General features: G+C 63.7%; 16 protein-coding genes. 14 read left to right on the plus strand and 2 right to left on the minus strand.

Features of this window, described 5'->3' with window-relative positions:
* Positions 1–32: 32 nt before the first annotated feature.
* On the minus strand, positions 33–1,355 hold the full coding sequence (locus tag KQI17_RS09670; RefSeq protein WP_216495954.1) for a RepB family plasmid replication initiator protein: 1,323 nt from the start codon (positions 1,353–1,355) through the stop codon (positions 33–35).
* An 845-nt stretch (positions 1,356–2,200) separates the two neighbouring features.
* On the opposite strand from KQI17_RS09670, the gene KQI17_RS13910 reads away from it, so the two are divergent.
* Together KQI17_RS13910 and KQI17_RS09680 are read left to right on the plus strand one after the other, a co-directional pair.
* Positions 2,201–2,419: a hypothetical protein gene (locus tag KQI17_RS13910; RefSeq protein WP_216495955.1), complete on the plus strand. Its 219-nt coding sequence runs from the start codon at positions 2,201–2,203 to the stop codon at positions 2,417–2,419.
* Positions 2,394–3,002 carry a zeta toxin family protein gene (locus tag KQI17_RS09680; protein WP_371821982.1) on the plus strand — a complete coding sequence of 203 codons (609 nt, stop codon included), beginning with the start codon at positions 2,394–2,396 and terminating at the stop codon, positions 3,000–3,002. Before KQI17_RS13910 ends, KQI17_RS09680 begins: the two co-directional genes overlap by 26 nt.
* 106 nt (positions 3,003–3,108) lie before the next feature.
* Here KQI17_RS09680 and terL read toward each other — a convergent pair whose 3' ends face one another.
* The gene (gene terL, locus KQI17_RS09685) at positions 3,109–4,767 is read right to left on the minus strand and encodes a phage terminase large subunit (protein ID WP_216495956.1); all 1,659 of its coding nucleotides are present in this window, start codon (positions 4,765–4,767) and stop codon (positions 3,109–3,111) included.
* 352 nt (positions 4,768–5,119) lie between these two features.
* On the opposite strand from terL, the gene KQI17_RS09690 reads away from it, so the two are divergent.
* The 12 genes from KQI17_RS09690 (at position 5,120) to KQI17_RS09745 (ending at position 14,021) form a co-directional block, all read left to right on the plus strand.
* Positions 5,120–6,076 (plus strand): hypothetical protein, encoded by a 957-nt coding sequence (locus KQI17_RS09690; protein ID WP_216495957.1) that lies wholly within the window; start codon positions 5,120–5,122, stop codon positions 6,074–6,076.
* On the plus strand, positions 6,077–6,310 hold the full coding sequence (locus KQI17_RS09695) for a hypothetical protein (RefSeq protein ID WP_216495958.1): 234 nt from the start codon (positions 6,077–6,079) through the stop codon (positions 6,308–6,310).
* A 2-nt stretch (positions 6,311–6,312) separates the two neighbouring features.
* A complete protein-coding gene (locus KQI17_RS09700) occupies positions 6,313–6,711 on the plus strand; it encodes a hypothetical protein (RefSeq protein ID WP_216495959.1) in 399 nt (132 codons plus the stop codon).
* 589 nt (positions 6,712–7,300) lie between these two features.
* Positions 7,301–7,750, plus strand: coding sequence for a hypothetical protein (locus KQI17_RS09705; RefSeq protein ID WP_216495960.1), 450 nt, complete (start codon positions 7,301–7,303; stop codon positions 7,748–7,750).
* Between the two features lie 25 nt (positions 7,751–7,775).
* Complete coding sequence (locus KQI17_RS09710; protein WP_216495961.1) at positions 7,776–8,816, plus strand: phage tail sheath subtilisin-like domain-containing protein; 1,041 nt, start codon at positions 7,776–7,778, stop codon at positions 8,814–8,816.
* Between the two features lie 16 nt (positions 8,817–8,832).
* Positions 8,833–9,276: a phage tail tube protein gene (locus KQI17_RS09715; RefSeq protein ID WP_216495962.1), complete on the plus strand. Its 444-nt coding sequence runs from the start codon at positions 8,833–8,835 to the stop codon at positions 9,274–9,276.
* The gene (locus tag KQI17_RS09720; RefSeq protein WP_216495963.1) at positions 9,273–10,520 is read left to right on the plus strand and encodes a hypothetical protein; all 1,248 of its coding nucleotides are present in this window, start codon (positions 9,273–9,275) and stop codon (positions 10,518–10,520) included. The genes KQI17_RS09715 and KQI17_RS09720 overlap by 4 nt, the downstream gene beginning before the upstream one ends.
* 8 nt (positions 10,521–10,528) lie before the next feature.
* A complete protein-coding gene (locus tag KQI17_RS09725) occupies positions 10,529–11,155 on the plus strand; it encodes a LysM peptidoglycan-binding domain-containing protein (protein ID WP_216495964.1) in 627 nt (208 codons plus the stop codon).
* A complete protein-coding gene (locus KQI17_RS09730; protein ID WP_216495965.1) occupies positions 11,152–12,039 on the plus strand; it encodes a hypothetical protein in 888 nt (295 codons plus the stop codon). The genes KQI17_RS09725 and KQI17_RS09730 overlap by 4 nt, the downstream gene beginning before the upstream one ends.
* Entirely contained in the window at positions 12,036–12,275 is a 240-nt protein-coding gene (locus KQI17_RS09735) for a hypothetical protein (protein WP_178821618.1), read from the plus strand. The genes KQI17_RS09730 and KQI17_RS09735 overlap by 4 nt, the downstream gene beginning before the upstream one ends.
* A 13-nt stretch (positions 12,276–12,288) precedes the next feature.
* Positions 12,289–12,717, plus strand: coding sequence for a DUF2634 domain-containing protein (locus KQI17_RS09740; protein ID WP_178821616.1), 429 nt, complete (start codon positions 12,289–12,291; stop codon positions 12,715–12,717).
* Positions 12,714–14,021, plus strand: a complete 1,308-nt coding sequence (locus KQI17_RS09745) for a baseplate J/gp47 family protein (RefSeq protein WP_216495966.1) — start codon at positions 12,714–12,716, stop codon at positions 14,019–14,021. Before KQI17_RS09740 ends, KQI17_RS09745 begins: the two co-directional genes overlap by 4 nt.
* Positions 14,022–14,049 lie beyond the last annotated feature (28 nt).

Below are 14,049 nucleotides of genomic sequence, written 5' to 3' on the forward strand. Positions count from 1 at the left end.
GTTCGTGCAGAGAGGTGGTGGAAGCAGTCGGCTCAGGAATCTGCGGGCGCGGCGCCCTGCGGGGTCTCCCCTGCTTCGGCGGGCGGTTCGGCCTTCCGGCGGCGCTTTTTGCCGCTCTCGAGCTGCTTGGCCATGCGCGCGCGCTCGAGCTTGTGCGTATAGTCCTGCATCGTCTCGTCGATGCCGACGGTCATCTTGCCCGCGAGGAAGGAGTTGATGTTGTCATAATCGAAGGACATATGAATGGAGCCGTTGGCGACGCCCTCGATCTCCTCGACCGCCTTATTGAACGGGCGGATGATCGCCTCGTCGTAGTTGCGGTTCTTGACCTCCTCCTTGGTCGGAAGGCCGATGTACTGGATGATGTCCTCCACGCGCACGAGGAAGCTGCCGTCCTCGTCGAGCGGCGCCTTGCGCGCGCGGTAGTAGAGGTAATAGGCCAGACGGTAGGCGTTTTCGGACAGCTGGCCCATCCAGTCCGGAATGAGCTGGTAGTATTGGGTGAGGAAGAGGCGGACATTCTCGGCAAAGGCGATGTGGACCTCGCCGGTGTACTTTTTGATGTTGGCCTCGGTGGCGAGGTGCGTGATGTAGAAGGACTCGAAGTATTTTTTGTAGGACTCGGCGGTGAGCTTGAGGTTGGTGATGGACTGGACATCCTTTTTGAGCTGGCGGTACGCCGCGTCGCGGCTCGCGAGCCCCGACCACGCCATATAGTCGGCGATGTTGAAGTCCGCCGCGTTGCCGCGCCAGCCGTCCCGGTTGCCGCACATGAGGGTATAGATGAGGAGGCGGTGCGCCGTCCAGGAGAGGTTCTTGGTGTATTTATCGACGGCCTCGAAGATGAGGGTCATCTCGTAGTCCTTATTTTTGTAGGAGATGGACTGGTTGCCGTAGGCGTCGGGCTGGGAGTAGGTGACGGTGATGCCGTTGGAGGCGGGGTGGAACTCGCGCCCGCGCTTCATGTTCGCCCACACGCCGCAGATGAAGTAGGTCGCCGGCGAGTTGCCGACGGTGTCGTACTCCGTTTCGCGCGTCAGCTTCGCCACGGAGTCGGCGTAAATGTCGATGAGTGCCGAGGCGAAGGCCACGGTCTCCGGCGCGCACTCCCCCGCGAGGGCGGCGAGCCTGTCCGGCGCGGAGAGGTCGTTTTCCGCGAGGAAGGCGTCCATGAGCGGGTAGATGCGCGTGAAGTCGTACTCCGCGCACTGCTTGGCAAAGGACTTCGGCTTGCTCAGCGCGAGCGGCTTGAGCTTATGGTAGGTCGAGAGCATCTCGGCGAACTGGTCCGTTTCGAGGAAGCGCGCCGGCGCTTCGCGGCGCAGCGCGTCGAGCGACTCGGTGAAATGCGGCATGGGGACACCTCCTTTTTCGCAGACGGAATTTTTGTACTGATTATAACTTACGGAAAGAATTTTTGCAAGCACTGTGTGTATACCTCCATTCAGATCGGACAAATTTCTCCATTTTGGGGCAAAATACGCCGAAAAACGGAGGGGCTCTGTGATCTCCGTTTTTCGGCGTGGATGGTATACACTTTTTGACGCTACCATTATACCACACTGGGTTTCCATTGCAACTCCAGTTTTGTTCCAGTTTGTTCTTTTTTGTTCCTGTGGAAGGGGCGAAATTTGACCACTTTTCCGTTGTAAGGGTGGTCTTACGTGAGACCTGTCCGGAGAAAAACCATGTCACGTTCCCCTGCCATCAAAGACGCGTGTAGTTGACAATTTTGAGCACATTCTATTCGGTCATGGAGGACTGCCGCACGAGTTGGCGGCTTTGTGTCGTTGTAGCGTGAGGATCTCAAGACCGCACCCGTGGGAACGAAAAACTATGTTCCTCGCAGGGGTTCATGATGGCGAGATAGCCGTCGCGTCCGAGAACTGCGATATAGATAGTGTACTCTACATAAATGTTATAGGGACAAAAGGCACTAATAGACTGGATGCAAGTCAACATAACTAAAACTCTGCTTGCTTTGTAATTGGAAAAGTCTTGGGGAAAGGGCTGGACAGAACGAGAAAAAATGCATATAATAAAAAATACCTTATTCGGGATGCGCAAAACTCCGATTTGTTCATGGGGATACACGATAAATAGTGCTATTTGCATCGTCGAAATACTATATATTGTGCCTTTTTTGTAAAACCTGCGTTTTGCTTAACCCTAGATACTTATGGAAATGGAGGTGTGTACCGTGGCGGAGAAATTGCCCTATGACGGCATTTTAGTGGAAAATGCGCGCCTGGCTGTCTCGGCGGAGCTAAAGAGAAAGCGGGTGCTGAATAAGCCGATCGCGGAGTTTGATCCCAAGGACGGAAAAGTGTATCTGGTATACAGCGACGGGAGAAAAGAGGCTGTCGGAAACGCGATGCAGAGAGGAAGATACAGTGAACGGTGCAAAGAAAAAGCCTGAGATCATTGTATTTGCCGGACCGAATGGCTCCGGCAAGAGTACGATTACCAGTCCGCTTCGCCCCCAATCCATGCCGTATATCAATGCAGACGAAATACAAAAGGCCTTATGCTGCACTAATTTGGAGGCTGCTCAAAAGGCGGAGGAGCTGAGAGAGTCGTATTTGGCGGCGCACAGGGATTTTTGTTTTGAGACCGTTCTCTCTACGGACAGAAACCTGAAGCTTCTGGCGCGCGCAAAGGAGTCCGGCTATTTTATCCGGTGCTACTATGTCTTGACGGCCGATCCGGAGATCAATGTGGCGCGCGTGGTGTCCCGCGTATCGGACGGCGGGCATGATGTGCCGGCCGAGAAGATCCGTTCGCGCTATGATAAGGCGCTTGCACTGGTCAAGGAACTGATTGCCGTCTGTGATGTCTGTCATATCTATGACAATTCGCTTTCGGTGCCATACCGCATTTTCAAGAAGAGAAAGGAACGATGCTGGTATTGCACACAGCGGCGCTTGTGGCATAAAGGCGATATTGCGGCGCTGACCGGTATAAAAAACGCCGAAAGGGCGGCGCTGAACCAAAAAAAGTAAAATAACAGCGAAAAGCAGTCGATTTTGGGAAACCGAGATCGGCTGCTTTTTTCAGGGCTTCGGATCGGTCTCATGTGAGTTTTGTCCGGTCAGAGGGGCTCCCCTGCTACAGGCGCAGGGCGGAGAGGTCGAGGGGGGCGCTCCCCTTCCGCGCCAGCGTGCGCGCGCCCTCGAGCGCGTCGGGGCCGTCGTCGTGCGCGCCCATCGGAAATTCGGCGAGCTGCTGCAAGAGCAGCGTCTGGTCGCGGCGGAAGAGAATGTAGCCGTTGCGGATGTCCGGCTGGAGCGATTCGACGCGCAGCGTCTTATCCTCCGTCGCGCGGACGCCCTGAATGGGCAGGTACAAGCCCGCCTTGGCGCTCTCGCGGGCGAGCTGCTCCTTGAGGAACCATTGGAACTGGTTTGTCTCCGCGCCGAAGAGCGTGTAGCCGCGGCCCGTTTCGCGGCGCAGCAGGCGCTCCTTTTCCAAAATGTCCGAGATGATGCGGTCGGGGTGGCGGCGGGCGAGGTCCGCATCGTAGACATAGGCCGTGCCGCTGTCGCCGTCCACGGCGAGGGTGACGATGGCGGAATAGTCGCTCTGCGCCGATTTTCCGAGTGAGGGGTCGCAGTAGCCGTAAAAGCGGAAGCGCGGGGCGCGGAAATCCAGCTCGGCGGGGTTATAGAAGCGGAACCACTGGGGCGAAAACAGGCAGTCGTCCGGGTTCACGGGCTGGTTGAGCATCTCGGACTGAAAGGCGCTCTCCCCTTCCGCCAGGCGCATGACGCGCAGGTCGTAGTACGAGAGCTTCTCCGGCCAGAGGATGCGCGCGCCGGTGAGCATTTCCTTGCGGTGACGGTAGAAAAAGGCGTGCGCGGTGTGCTCGCGCTTGGGGTCGGCGAGGTCGGTGTAGAGCGCCTCCCAGTCCGCCCAGAGCGGCGAGGCGCTGTCCGAGAGGATCGCGCGGTAGGTGCGCGACTGAAAGCCGGGGTTTTTCAGCACGCGGGCGAGCAGCGCGTCATGGTGGAGGACCGTGCCGATCATTAAAATGTCCGTGTAGCGGTCGCCCGACTTGCAGACGGCCTTATAGAACCACGCGGCGAGCTTGTCGCGCTGCTCGGCGGTGCGGACGCCCTCGTCGTTTTCGATGTCGTCGCAGAGGATCAGATCGGGGCGGCGCTCGTGGTTGCGCCGTCCGCGCAGCTTCTGCCCCGAGCCGACCGCGTCGATGCGGCAGCCGTTGGCGAGGAGGATCGACGAGGTCTTCCACGTTTTTTTGCCCGGCTGCTCGCCGAAATCGCGCAGAATGCGCGGATTTTCCTCCAGCTCCGACTTGATCGCGTCAAGGAAGCCGACCGCCTGTGTCTCTGTGTCAGAGACAAGTAAGATGTAGCGCTTGTAGCCGTAGAGCGCGGCGTGGAGCGCGTTTTTGAGGCTCATGACCGTTGATTTCGCGTGGCCGCGCGGGGCGGCAACGGCGGTGCGTGTGCCCGTTTTCGACAAAATTCGAGCCGCATCGCGCACGGGGTCGGCTCCGTCCATCACGCGCTCGCGCCACAGGGCGTCCAGCGCGCGGTGGAACGGCGGCGCGGGGAGCGAAAAGTAGTGCGGGAGGTAGTATTTCCCGAAGTATTCGAGGTCCGTCGCCGCGCGGCGGTAGTCGCTTGTGTCCGCGCAGAGGGCGGCAAGCGCGGCTGCGCCGGGCCCCGTCTCCTCCCGCGCGGGGGAATTTGCGTCCGTCGGAGCGGAGTGCTCCGCGGCGCGCTGTGTGCTTGCAGCCGTCATAGTGTCTCCTTTCGCGGAATGGGCTTTGGGAAGTGCTTCTGTGAAGGAGCGTCAAGGCGGGCTTTGTTGCACGCTCGCGGGCTACAGAACGGGAAATTTTCTGCGGGAGAGGGAAAACTCATGTGAGGCTTGTCCGTGTGAGCGGGCGGGGCTGTGACGGAAAAAGAGGAACGGCGACAAGGGAAATGGGCGGAAAAGCGGGCTATGCTGAAAATATGAGCCGCGCCGCTGCCGTCAATGCTCAGCGGGAAAGGGTCCTCCTTTTTTCTCTTTCTTCCTTTTGCGATCCCTTTCAGGCGGCGCGGCTCTGACACCCCAAAGAGGGTGAAATTTGATTACCGGAGGTAATATAATGGCATTTGATTACGCAAAGGCATATCAGCAGTTCATTGACGAGGAGCTGGTGGCCGCGTCCGCGACCGCTTGGATGATCCCGGAGGCGGGCAAGGTGCGCTTCACCGGCGGCCGCGATGTGGAGATCTCCACGCTCTCGACCAGCGGGCTGGGCAACTACGACGCCACCAAGAGCGACGGCAGCGCCTACCCCAGCGGCACGGTCTCGAACGACTGGACGACCTACACCCTGGCGATGGACCGCGGCGTGAAGTTCGCGCTCGACCGCACCAGTCCCAACGACACCAATTTCCTTGCCACCGCGGAGAATGTGATCCGCGAGTTCGCGCGAAACGCGCTGGTGCGCGAGCAGGACGCTTACCGCATCCAGAAGCTCTATGCGCTGGCGAACGCCGACACCGCCCACAAGGGAACGCACATCATGTCCGCGGCGCTCACCAAGAGCAACATCATCGAGAAGGTCTGCGGCCTTTTGCAGACCGTGCGCGACGACGCGGAGGTCATGGACGGCTATGTGGCGCTCGTTTCCCACAAGAATAAGAGCGAGTTCCTCGCCGCGGCGACCGGCACCTACCACAGCATTACATTCGGCGCGGGCGTGAGCATCAACGGCGTGACCTACGACAATGTGATGCTGCTCGACGACCTGCCGTGCATCTTCGTGCCGCAGAGCCGCATGAAGACCGCCGTCACGGTGCAGACCGGCAGCGGCAACAGCGGCGGCATCGTGTCCGCGACCGGCGCACAGGACATCAACGTGCTGCTCGCGCACTGCTCTGCGCCGCTGGCGGTGAGCAAGCTCGACTCCATCAAGCAGTTCGGCCCCGAGGAGAACCAGTTCTTCGACGGCACCGCCATTCAGGCGCGCTACCTCTACGACCTGTTCGTGCCGACGAAGAGCGTCGTTTCCCTCGGCGCGATCGTTGAACCCGCGCAGGCCGCGGGAGGCAACTAAATGGGCGGCGTGACGCTCTCGCAGCGGGACGCTATTTTGACGAAGGCGGAGGCGCTTGCGGGCGAACCGCTCGGCGAGGCGGTCGCGGCGGTGCTGGTCGGACTGGCCTCACGTGAGTCCGACGTGAAAAGCATCACGCGCGGCGACACATCCGTGACCTATTTGGACGGGAAAAACGCCGAAAGCGTGCTGCTTGCGCCGTGGTGCAGGCTCGGAACGCTCCGAGAGGGCTGAAAATGCGCGGCGCGAGGATGACAAGGGCGCTGCGGCGCACCTTCGACCGCACGGCCTGCGTATTTCGTCCGTTGTCCGACGGGACGGAGCGGGCGGTCTATGTCGATATTCCCTGCGTGCTCAGCCGCAGCGCACTCACGAGTGCGCCGTCGGTGCGCGGCGCGGGAGAGGCGCTGTGCGAGAGCCGCTACGCGCTCTCGCTCTTCACGCCACCCGAGGTCTGGCTGCGGCTCGGCGACCGCGTGACAGTTTCGGACAAAAGCGGGCGTGTGTACCACGCCCGCGCCAGCGACAGCGTGCGCTATCCGAGCCATTGCGTGACGGTGGTGGAGGTTACGGAGGTATCCGTACCTGCTTCACAGGAGAGTGCCGAGGGCGGCACGGCAGATCAAGAGGGCTGACGCCCTCTGACGGCCAGCAAGGGATGGTCTCTTTTGAAAGAGAACCCGCTTTGCGCGGAGCCGCGCGGGGAATGCCGAGAGCGGCACAGCTCACAAAGAGGGCTGACGCCCTCTGGCGGTTCGCAAGGGATGGTCTCTTTTGAAAGAGACCACCCCCTGCGCGACCCCCAGAGAAACACAAGGGGCAAGCCCCTTGACCCCCGGACTGCCGAGGGAAGCCAACTTTTTGGGAACAGTACGGGGGTGCAGGAGCTTCTGACGACTTGGTGTGCTTCTTGTTCCGCTCAGCCGCTGCTGCGTATCTGGTACGAAAACTCATGTGAGTTTTGTCCGAAACCCCGCCGCAGAGCGGCAGCGGCGGCAAGGAGCAGACCAGATCGAAAGCCGCAAAAAAACCGGCAGGCAGTTCTTTGCACAGCGCGGGCAGCATCAGTGTGGCAGGGGCGGACAATGAATGGGTCACGGGCAAAGCCCGTGCGCGTTTTCCCACCGCTTTTGCGCGGTCAAAAGCGGTGCTCGCGGAGCGGGGACGCTTCGTAATGCCGCTGGGAGGCGGCGGACAAGACTCACATGAGTCGGAGGTGAGAAATTGAACGACATCAAAGAGGGCGTGCGCGCCTATCTGGAGCAGGAGAGCGGCATTCACGCCGTGTGCGCCCCCGCAAGGCACACGGGCGAGTACCCGCTTCTTACCGTGGACGCGCGGGAGGACGGCGCGGTGCTGTGCGCGGGCGGGGCGCAGGTGGAGCATCGCTACCGCGTGACGGTGACGTGCGCGGGCGACCGCGAGCGGTCGGACAAAAACGGGAGGCTCGCGGCGCTGGTCCCCGTGCTGCTGCGGGGCATTCCGATGGCGCTGCCCTCCGGCGTGCCGGGCGGCGGCAAGGTGCGGCGCGTGCTGTCCCCGCAGGGCCTGGAGACAGAGGGCGACGAGCTGCGCTTTACGCTCTCGCTGACGCGAAGCGTGCCGCCCAAGGCGGACGGCGGCGGCGAGGGCGGCGAAACGATGCAGGTGCTGCATTGGAACGAAAGCAACTGATTTGATAACAGGAGGAGAAACCGAAATGGGTTTACCGGAAATTTACATTTCCTTTGAAACGGCGGCGGTGAGCGCCGTCAAGCGCTCGAGCCGCGGGGTCGTGGCGCTGGCTGTCACGGACGCGACCAAGGGCGGCGCGGCGAGCGCCGTGTACCGCAGTCTGAGCGAGGTGGACGAGAGCAAGTTCACGGCGGCAAATTACCGCCTGCTGAAGCTGTGCTTTCTGGCCGCGCCGAGCAAGGTGGCGGTGCTGCGCATCGGGAGCGATGAGGCGGACACCTTTACCGCGCTCGACACGCTGGACTTTGACTACCTTGCCGCGCCGGGCCTGACGCAGGCGAAGGTCATCAGCTACATCAAGGCCGAGCGCGCCAAGGGCCGCGGCGTGAAGGCGGTCGTCGCCAACGCGACGGCGCCCGACGACGAGGGCATCATCAACCTCTGCGCGGAGGACATCGCACTCACCGACGGCGCGGTGACGGCGGACAACTACGCCGCGCGCATTGCGGGTCTGCTGGCGGCGACGCCGCTCACGCGCTCGGCGACCTATGCCAAGCTGAGCGAGGTCGTCTCCTGCGGCGCGCAGAGCGACGCGGACGCCGCCATCGACGCGGGCAAGCTCATCCTCGTGCCGAACGGCGAGGGCTACTGCCTCGGCCGCGCGGTCAACTCGCTGACCACGGTCACGACCGCGCACGGCGCGGCGTTCCGAAAGATCAAGATCGTGGACGGCGTGGACCTCATCCGCGCGGACATCACGCGCACCTTCCGCGAGGGCTACATCGGCAGCGTGCTGAACGATTACGACAACAAGCTGCTGCTCGTGACGGCCATCAACGCCTATTTCAAGGCGCTCGAGGGCGATGTGCTGGACAAGACGGCGGACAACGCGTGCCGTGTGTCCCTGTCCGGCCAGCGCGGTTGGCTGGAGAGCCACGGCACGGACACGGGCGAGATGTCCGACGCAGAAATTCTCCGCGCGAACACCGGCAGCGAGGTCTTTTTGGAGGCTTCCCTGACGTTCTGTGACGCGATGGAGGATCTGACGCTCAGGATCGCGATGTAAAAGGAGGGTAAAAAATATGGCACAGTTACAGGCAAACCGCACGCTTTCCGGCTCGTTCGCGTCCGTCTGGGTGGACGGCGCGCTGATCGCGGAGCTGGAGAGCATCACGGTCAAGGTCAAGCTGCAGCGCGAGCGCGTGCAGCTCGGCATGGATGTGGACAGCAAGATCACCGGCTATTCCGGCGAGGGTACGATGAAGCTCAAGCAGGTCTACACCCGCTTTTACGAGGTGCTTGACGAGGCGCGGCGCGGCGTGGACAAGCGCTGCACCATCACGACCGCGCTCAAGGACCCGGACAGCGTGGACGGGCAGGAGGAGCGCTACGCCATTGCGGGCGTGGCGTTCACGGAGCTGCCGTTCATCAACTACAAGATCGGCGAGGTCAACGGCCAGAGCCTGCCGTTCACCTTCCGTCCGAGCGAACTCAAGAGCCTTGACGCCATCGGCGTCGGCGAATGATGGCGCTTGGGGACATTCTCGCGGCGCGGGCGGACAACGCCCGCGCACGCGGGACGGTCGAGGCCGGTACGCTGGGGACGGTGACGGTCGAGGCGCTCCCCGTCCGCGAGCTGGAACGGCTCATGCGCGGCGCGGACGGCGACCGCGCGGTGTTCTATGCCGCCTGCCGTGAGCTGCAAGGCACCGGTGCGGCGCTGCTGCGCGCGGGCAAGGGCTACCGCCCCGATCAGGTGATGGCGCTCGTGTCCGACGCGGAGGCGGCGAAGGCCGCCGAGGCGGTGCGCGCGCTGTCCGGTTGGACGGGCATGGACGGCGGCACGGCGCAGAGGACGGACTTCCCTGCGGGGAACACGGCTGGCGACAGCGCGGGCGCGGGCGAAGCCGCGGACACGGGCGCCTCCTCCGAGGCATCGGACGGGACAGCCGGTGAAGCCGCGGCGCACGGCACGGACACGGACAAAAAGGCGGCGTTCCCTGCCGTGACATCGGACAGACGCACGGCGGATAACGGGCGGTCAAGAGGTCAGCGGTTCGACTACACGGCGGACGGGACGGACGAAGGCGCGGGCGGACAGGACTCACATGAGACGGACAAGAAGGCGGAAATCCGACCTGCCGTCGTGCAGGTAAATGCTGAAGTCCGACGCGATGCCGTGCAGAAAAAATCGGCGCGCACATCGTTCCGACCTGACACCGTGCGGGAAAAAGCGGGAAAAAACGCGGAAATCCGACATCGTTCCGTGCATGGAGAAAAAGCGGGCGGACAAGCCTCATGTGAGTTTTTGGCAGAATATGGCGAACCGCTCCCGCCTGACGGCAAAACACAAGTCCTGCCCGAAAAATCGCCCGATGCACCACTAAATGTTGGGGTTTCGGACAAAATGGACGGCAGTTTACAGAAAACGGAGCGGGAGTTTTTATCGGAACGCGCCGCGCCGGAGGACGAATATGCGCTCGGCCTGCACGAAAGCAAGTCGGAAATCGACGGGCGGGGCGGAGCGAATCTGCACGAAAGTGAGTCGGAAAACGGTGCGGGAAGCGGAAGCGCGCTGCACGAAGGTGAGTCGGAAATCACGGAAACGCTGCACGAAAACAAGTCGGAAAACGACGCGGCAGGCGGGGATCCGCTGCACGAAAGTGAGTCGGAAGTCACGGAAACGCTGCACGAAACCACATCGGAACTTGCCGAGAGGGTCGCGCGGGAGCTGCTCGACGGCCTGCGCCGCGCGGCGTGGGTGCGATAGGGGGGAATATGGCAAAGAGTCGGACAATTTTGATTTGGCACAACAACGGTGAACAGCAGTTTACCTTTACAGTCAACCCCGAACGGCTGCGCGTTTCGCGCCCCAACTGCAACCGCGTGGAGCGGCTTGCGATGGGCGGAACGGTCAATCTCTGGGGCGGGCGCGGGCTGCGTGAGGTGTCGTTCACGACATTCCTGCCGGAGGAGCGCTCGCCATTTTACGGCGGCACGGACGGCGCGGAGGTGCTCTCGCTTTTGAAGGCCTGGCAGGACAGCGGCGACCCCGTGCGCCTGATCGTTTCCGGCAGCGACATCAACGACGCGTTCCTCATCGAGGATGTGACCGAGACGCTGCGCGAGGGCGACGGCGACATCACGCTGACGCTGACGCTGCGCGAGTATAAATTTGCGTCCGAGCTGGCAAAGAACGCAGACGGCGCGGTGCAGAGCGCGGGAAAAACGGCGCGCGCGGACGAGCGCGTGCTGCCGAAAACGCGGACGGTCAAGCGCGGGGACACGCTCTGGGGCATCGCCTGCGAGTTGTACGGCGACGGGACGCGCTGGCGCGAGATCGCGAAGAAGAACGGCGTGACCGAGCCGCGAAAATTACCGGTCGGAAAGGTGCTGGTGCTGTGAAGCTGTATGCAAACGGGATATTGCTCAACGCGGCGGCGCAGAGCGTGACGCTGGAAAAGAGCCGCGGCGACGCGGCGGTGACGCCCACGGTGGTGCTGCTCACGGCGGCGGCCGACCGCTATTTTCCGAAGGAGAGCCTTGCCCTCGGCGACGCGGTGCGGCTGCTCGGCGACGCGGGGGAGGAGGTCTTTCTCGGCGCGGTGCAGGCGGTGTCGAGAAATGTCGAAACGGTGACGCTCATCGCGTGCGACCGCGGGCTGTACCTGACGGCGAACGAGCTGTCCGGCGTATTCGCCGGGTCGCCGGAGGGGATCTGCCGCGCGGTGGCGATGCGCCTGAGCCTTCCCGTGGGGACGCTGGAGGTCCCCGCGGGCTGGAAGCGGCTGGTGGCAGGCGCTGGTGTGCGCGCATTCGACATTCTTCGACAGGCGGTCGGAGAGGAGCGTGAAATTTCCATTCAAAACGGTGCGCTGACGGTCACGAAGGCGGGGCAGGAGCGCTTTGTCATCGCCGAGGAGACGGTGCTCGCGAGCCGCGGGACGGCGGACGCAAGGCAGATGGTCAACCGCTGCGCGGTCATCGACCGCAGGGGGGCGGCCGCCGCCACGGCGCAGAACACGACCGACCTCGCCCGCTTCGGACTGCGCCAGCGGGTACTTGGCAAAAGCGGGGACGCTGCGGCGCAGGCGCAGGGCGGCCTGCGCGGGCGTATCCTGCGCGGGGAGCTGACGGTGCGCGGCGACCTCAGGTACCGCTGCGGCGCAATGGTCGAGCTGCACCGGAAGGAGTTCGGACTGGACGGCGCGTATCCGCTCACGGCGGTAAAGCACCGCTGGGAGCGCGGGCTGTTCACGACCGAGCTGATCTGGGAGGGAGAGGCATGAATGTATACAGCGAGCTGTGGGCGCTGCTCCGGCCCGAAAAGAGCCTTGACGGGGGCGGCGCGCTGTTCGGGACGCTCGCGGGCGTCTCGCCCCTGACGGTCCGCGTCGGCGGGTGCGAGGTGAGCGAGGGGCTGTTCCGTCCGGCGGGCATGAGTCTGCGCGCGGAGGATGTGGGGCGGACGCTTGCGCTCCTGCCGTGCGAGGAGGGCTTTTTGCTGCTGTTTTTTGTGGAGTAGGGGAGGAGAGAAGATGATTTTTCCCGATTGGGGGACGGCCCCCGAGACAAACGAAAGCCCGCTCCCGCTTTTCCGGGAGTGGGCGGTGGACTGGGAGAGCGGCGCGCTTGCGCTGCGCGGCGGCGAGCCGTACACGCTTGAGGGCGACGAGGCCGTGAAGCTCTGGGTGCGCCTTGCGCTCGACGCAAGGTGCGCGCGCTGGAGGTACAGCGCGCACAGCGGCGACTACGGCAACGAGCTTGCCGCGCTGCTCGGCAGGAGCGGCGACGCGGGCATCCGCGAGAGCCTGCTCAAGAGGACCATCACCGAGACGCTGCTCGTCTGCCCGTACATCACGGGCGTGGAGGGCTTCTCGTTCGAGCACCGCGCGGACGGCGCGACGGTGCGCTTCACCGTGAAAACGGTGTACAATTCCTTTGAAACGGAGGCGGAAACGGCATGACGAAGGACGAAATTTTTGCCGCGATGGAAAAAGCCTACACGGGCGCGGGCAGCACGGTCGAGGGCAGCTTCGCGGGCGACCTCCTGCGTGCCTGCGCGGACGGCTGCGCGGAGCTGTGGAGTACGGAGATCGACGGCCTGGAGGAGCGCGCGTTCGTTGCGAGCGCGGCGGGGGAGTGGCTCACAAGGGTCTGCGCCGACCGCGGCGTGGAGCGCCGCGCAGGCGAGGACGACGAAACGCTGCGCTCCCGCGCGCTCGAAAGCCTCAAGCGGCAGGGCGCGAGCGGCAACGCCGACGATTACGCCGCGTGGTGCGGCACGGTGGAGGGCCTTCTGCGCGTGCGCGTGCTGCCCCTCGCGCGCGGCGCGGGGACGGTGGACATTGTCGCGGTCGGGCAGGACGGCAGAGCCGCGAGCGCGGCGGCGGTCGCGGCGGCGCAGAGCGTCGTGGACGAAAAGCGCCCCATCGGCGCGGACGCGAAGGTGTTCGCAGCGGTCGAAAAGCCGCTGAACATTGCCGCGAGCGTCGTTCTGAGCGAGGGCGCGAGCCTCGAAGGGGTCGTAAACGCATTTAAAGGGGCCTTCACGGCGTTTTGCCGCGAGGGGGCGTTAAACGACCCGCCTCGTCAGCTACGCGCGTGTGAGCGCCATTCTGCTCGATCAGGAGGGGGTCGCCGATGTGACGGTCTTCACGCTCGGCGGCGCGGGGACCAGCTTTGCGCTCGGCGAGCGCGAGATCGGCGTACCCGGCACGGTGACGCTCACGGAGGTGACGGCATGAGACTGCCGGAGAGCGTGACGAAAATTCAGCCGGTCGGCGCGGCGCTGAAGGCAAGCGAGGCGGGCGAGGCGCTGCTGCGCGAAGCAGGGGAGCGGGTCAATGCGCGGCTGCTCGTCGGTCAGGCGGAAGCGGCGGGGCTTTCCCGCTGGGAGCGCGAGTACGGCCTTGCCGACCGGTCGGGAGAGGACGGCGCGCGCCGCAGGGCGCGCATCTATGCCGCGATGGCGGGCGGGCAGACGCTCACCCGCGAGCGGCTCTCGGCGCTGGCGGTCGCGGTCGGCGGTGCGGACCGCGGCGAGGTGACAGAGGATTTTGCCGCCTACGCGGTCGAGCTGGCGGCAATTCAGGACGGGCGGCTGCCCGCGCCGGAGGGCATGGCGGCGCTGGAGGACGCCCTTGCGCGGCAGAAGCCCGCGCAGCTTGCGGTCACGGCCACGCCCTGCGCGGCGCTGACGCTCGACCGCGCAGAGGCTCTGCACGGGGGCGCGCTGGAGCTTGCGTGGGGCGAGATCGCGGAGGGATGAGCAAAGAAAAAAGCTGCAAGCGGTGCTT

Origin of the sequence: Oscillibacter sp. MSJ-31 (assembly GCF_018918025.1) — a bacterium.
GTDB lineage: Bacteria > Bacillota > Clostridia > Oscillospirales > Oscillospiraceae > Hominicoprocola.

What these genes read in the sequence shown, in the direction of transcription:
- KQI17_RS09670 (WP_216495954.1), bottom strand. Translation starts at nt 1,355, where the DNA reads ATGCCGCATTTCACCGAGTCGCTCGACGCGCTGCGCCGCGAAGCGCCG.
- terL (WP_216495956.1), bottom strand. Translation starts at nt 4,767, where the DNA reads ATGACGGCTGCAAGCACACAGCGCGCCGCGGAGCACTCCGCTCCGACG.
- KQI17_RS09690 (WP_216495957.1), top strand. Translation starts at nt 5,120, where the DNA reads ATGGCATTTGATTACGCAAAGGCATATCAGCAGTTCATTGACGAGGAG.
- KQI17_RS09695 (WP_216495958.1), top strand. Translation starts at nt 6,077, where the DNA reads ATGGGCGGCGTGACGCTCTCGCAGCGGGACGCTATTTTGACGAAGGCG.
- KQI17_RS09700 (WP_216495959.1), top strand. Translation starts at nt 6,313, where the DNA reads ATGCGCGGCGCGAGGATGACAAGGGCGCTGCGGCGCACCTTCGACCGC.
- KQI17_RS09710 (WP_216495961.1), top strand. Translation starts at nt 7,776, where the DNA reads ATGGGTTTACCGGAAATTTACATTTCCTTTGAAACGGCGGCGGTGAGC.
- KQI17_RS09715 (WP_216495962.1), top strand. Translation starts at nt 8,833, where the DNA reads ATGGCACAGTTACAGGCAAACCGCACGCTTTCCGGCTCGTTCGCGTCC.
- KQI17_RS09720 (WP_216495963.1), top strand. Translation starts at nt 9,273, where the DNA reads ATGATGGCGCTTGGGGACATTCTCGCGGCGCGGGCGGACAACGCCCGC.
- KQI17_RS09725 (WP_216495964.1), top strand. Translation starts at nt 10,529, where the DNA reads ATGGCAAAGAGTCGGACAATTTTGATTTGGCACAACAACGGTGAACAG.
- KQI17_RS09735 (WP_178821618.1), top strand. Translation starts at nt 12,036, where the DNA reads ATGAATGTATACAGCGAGCTGTGGGCGCTGCTCCGGCCCGAAAAGAGC.
- KQI17_RS09740 (WP_178821616.1), top strand. Translation starts at nt 12,289, where the DNA reads ATGATTTTTCCCGATTGGGGGACGGCCCCCGAGACAAACGAAAGCCCG.
- KQI17_RS09745 (WP_216495966.1), top strand. Translation starts at nt 12,714, where the DNA reads ATGACGAAGGACGAAATTTTTGCCGCGATGGAAAAAGCCTACACGGGC.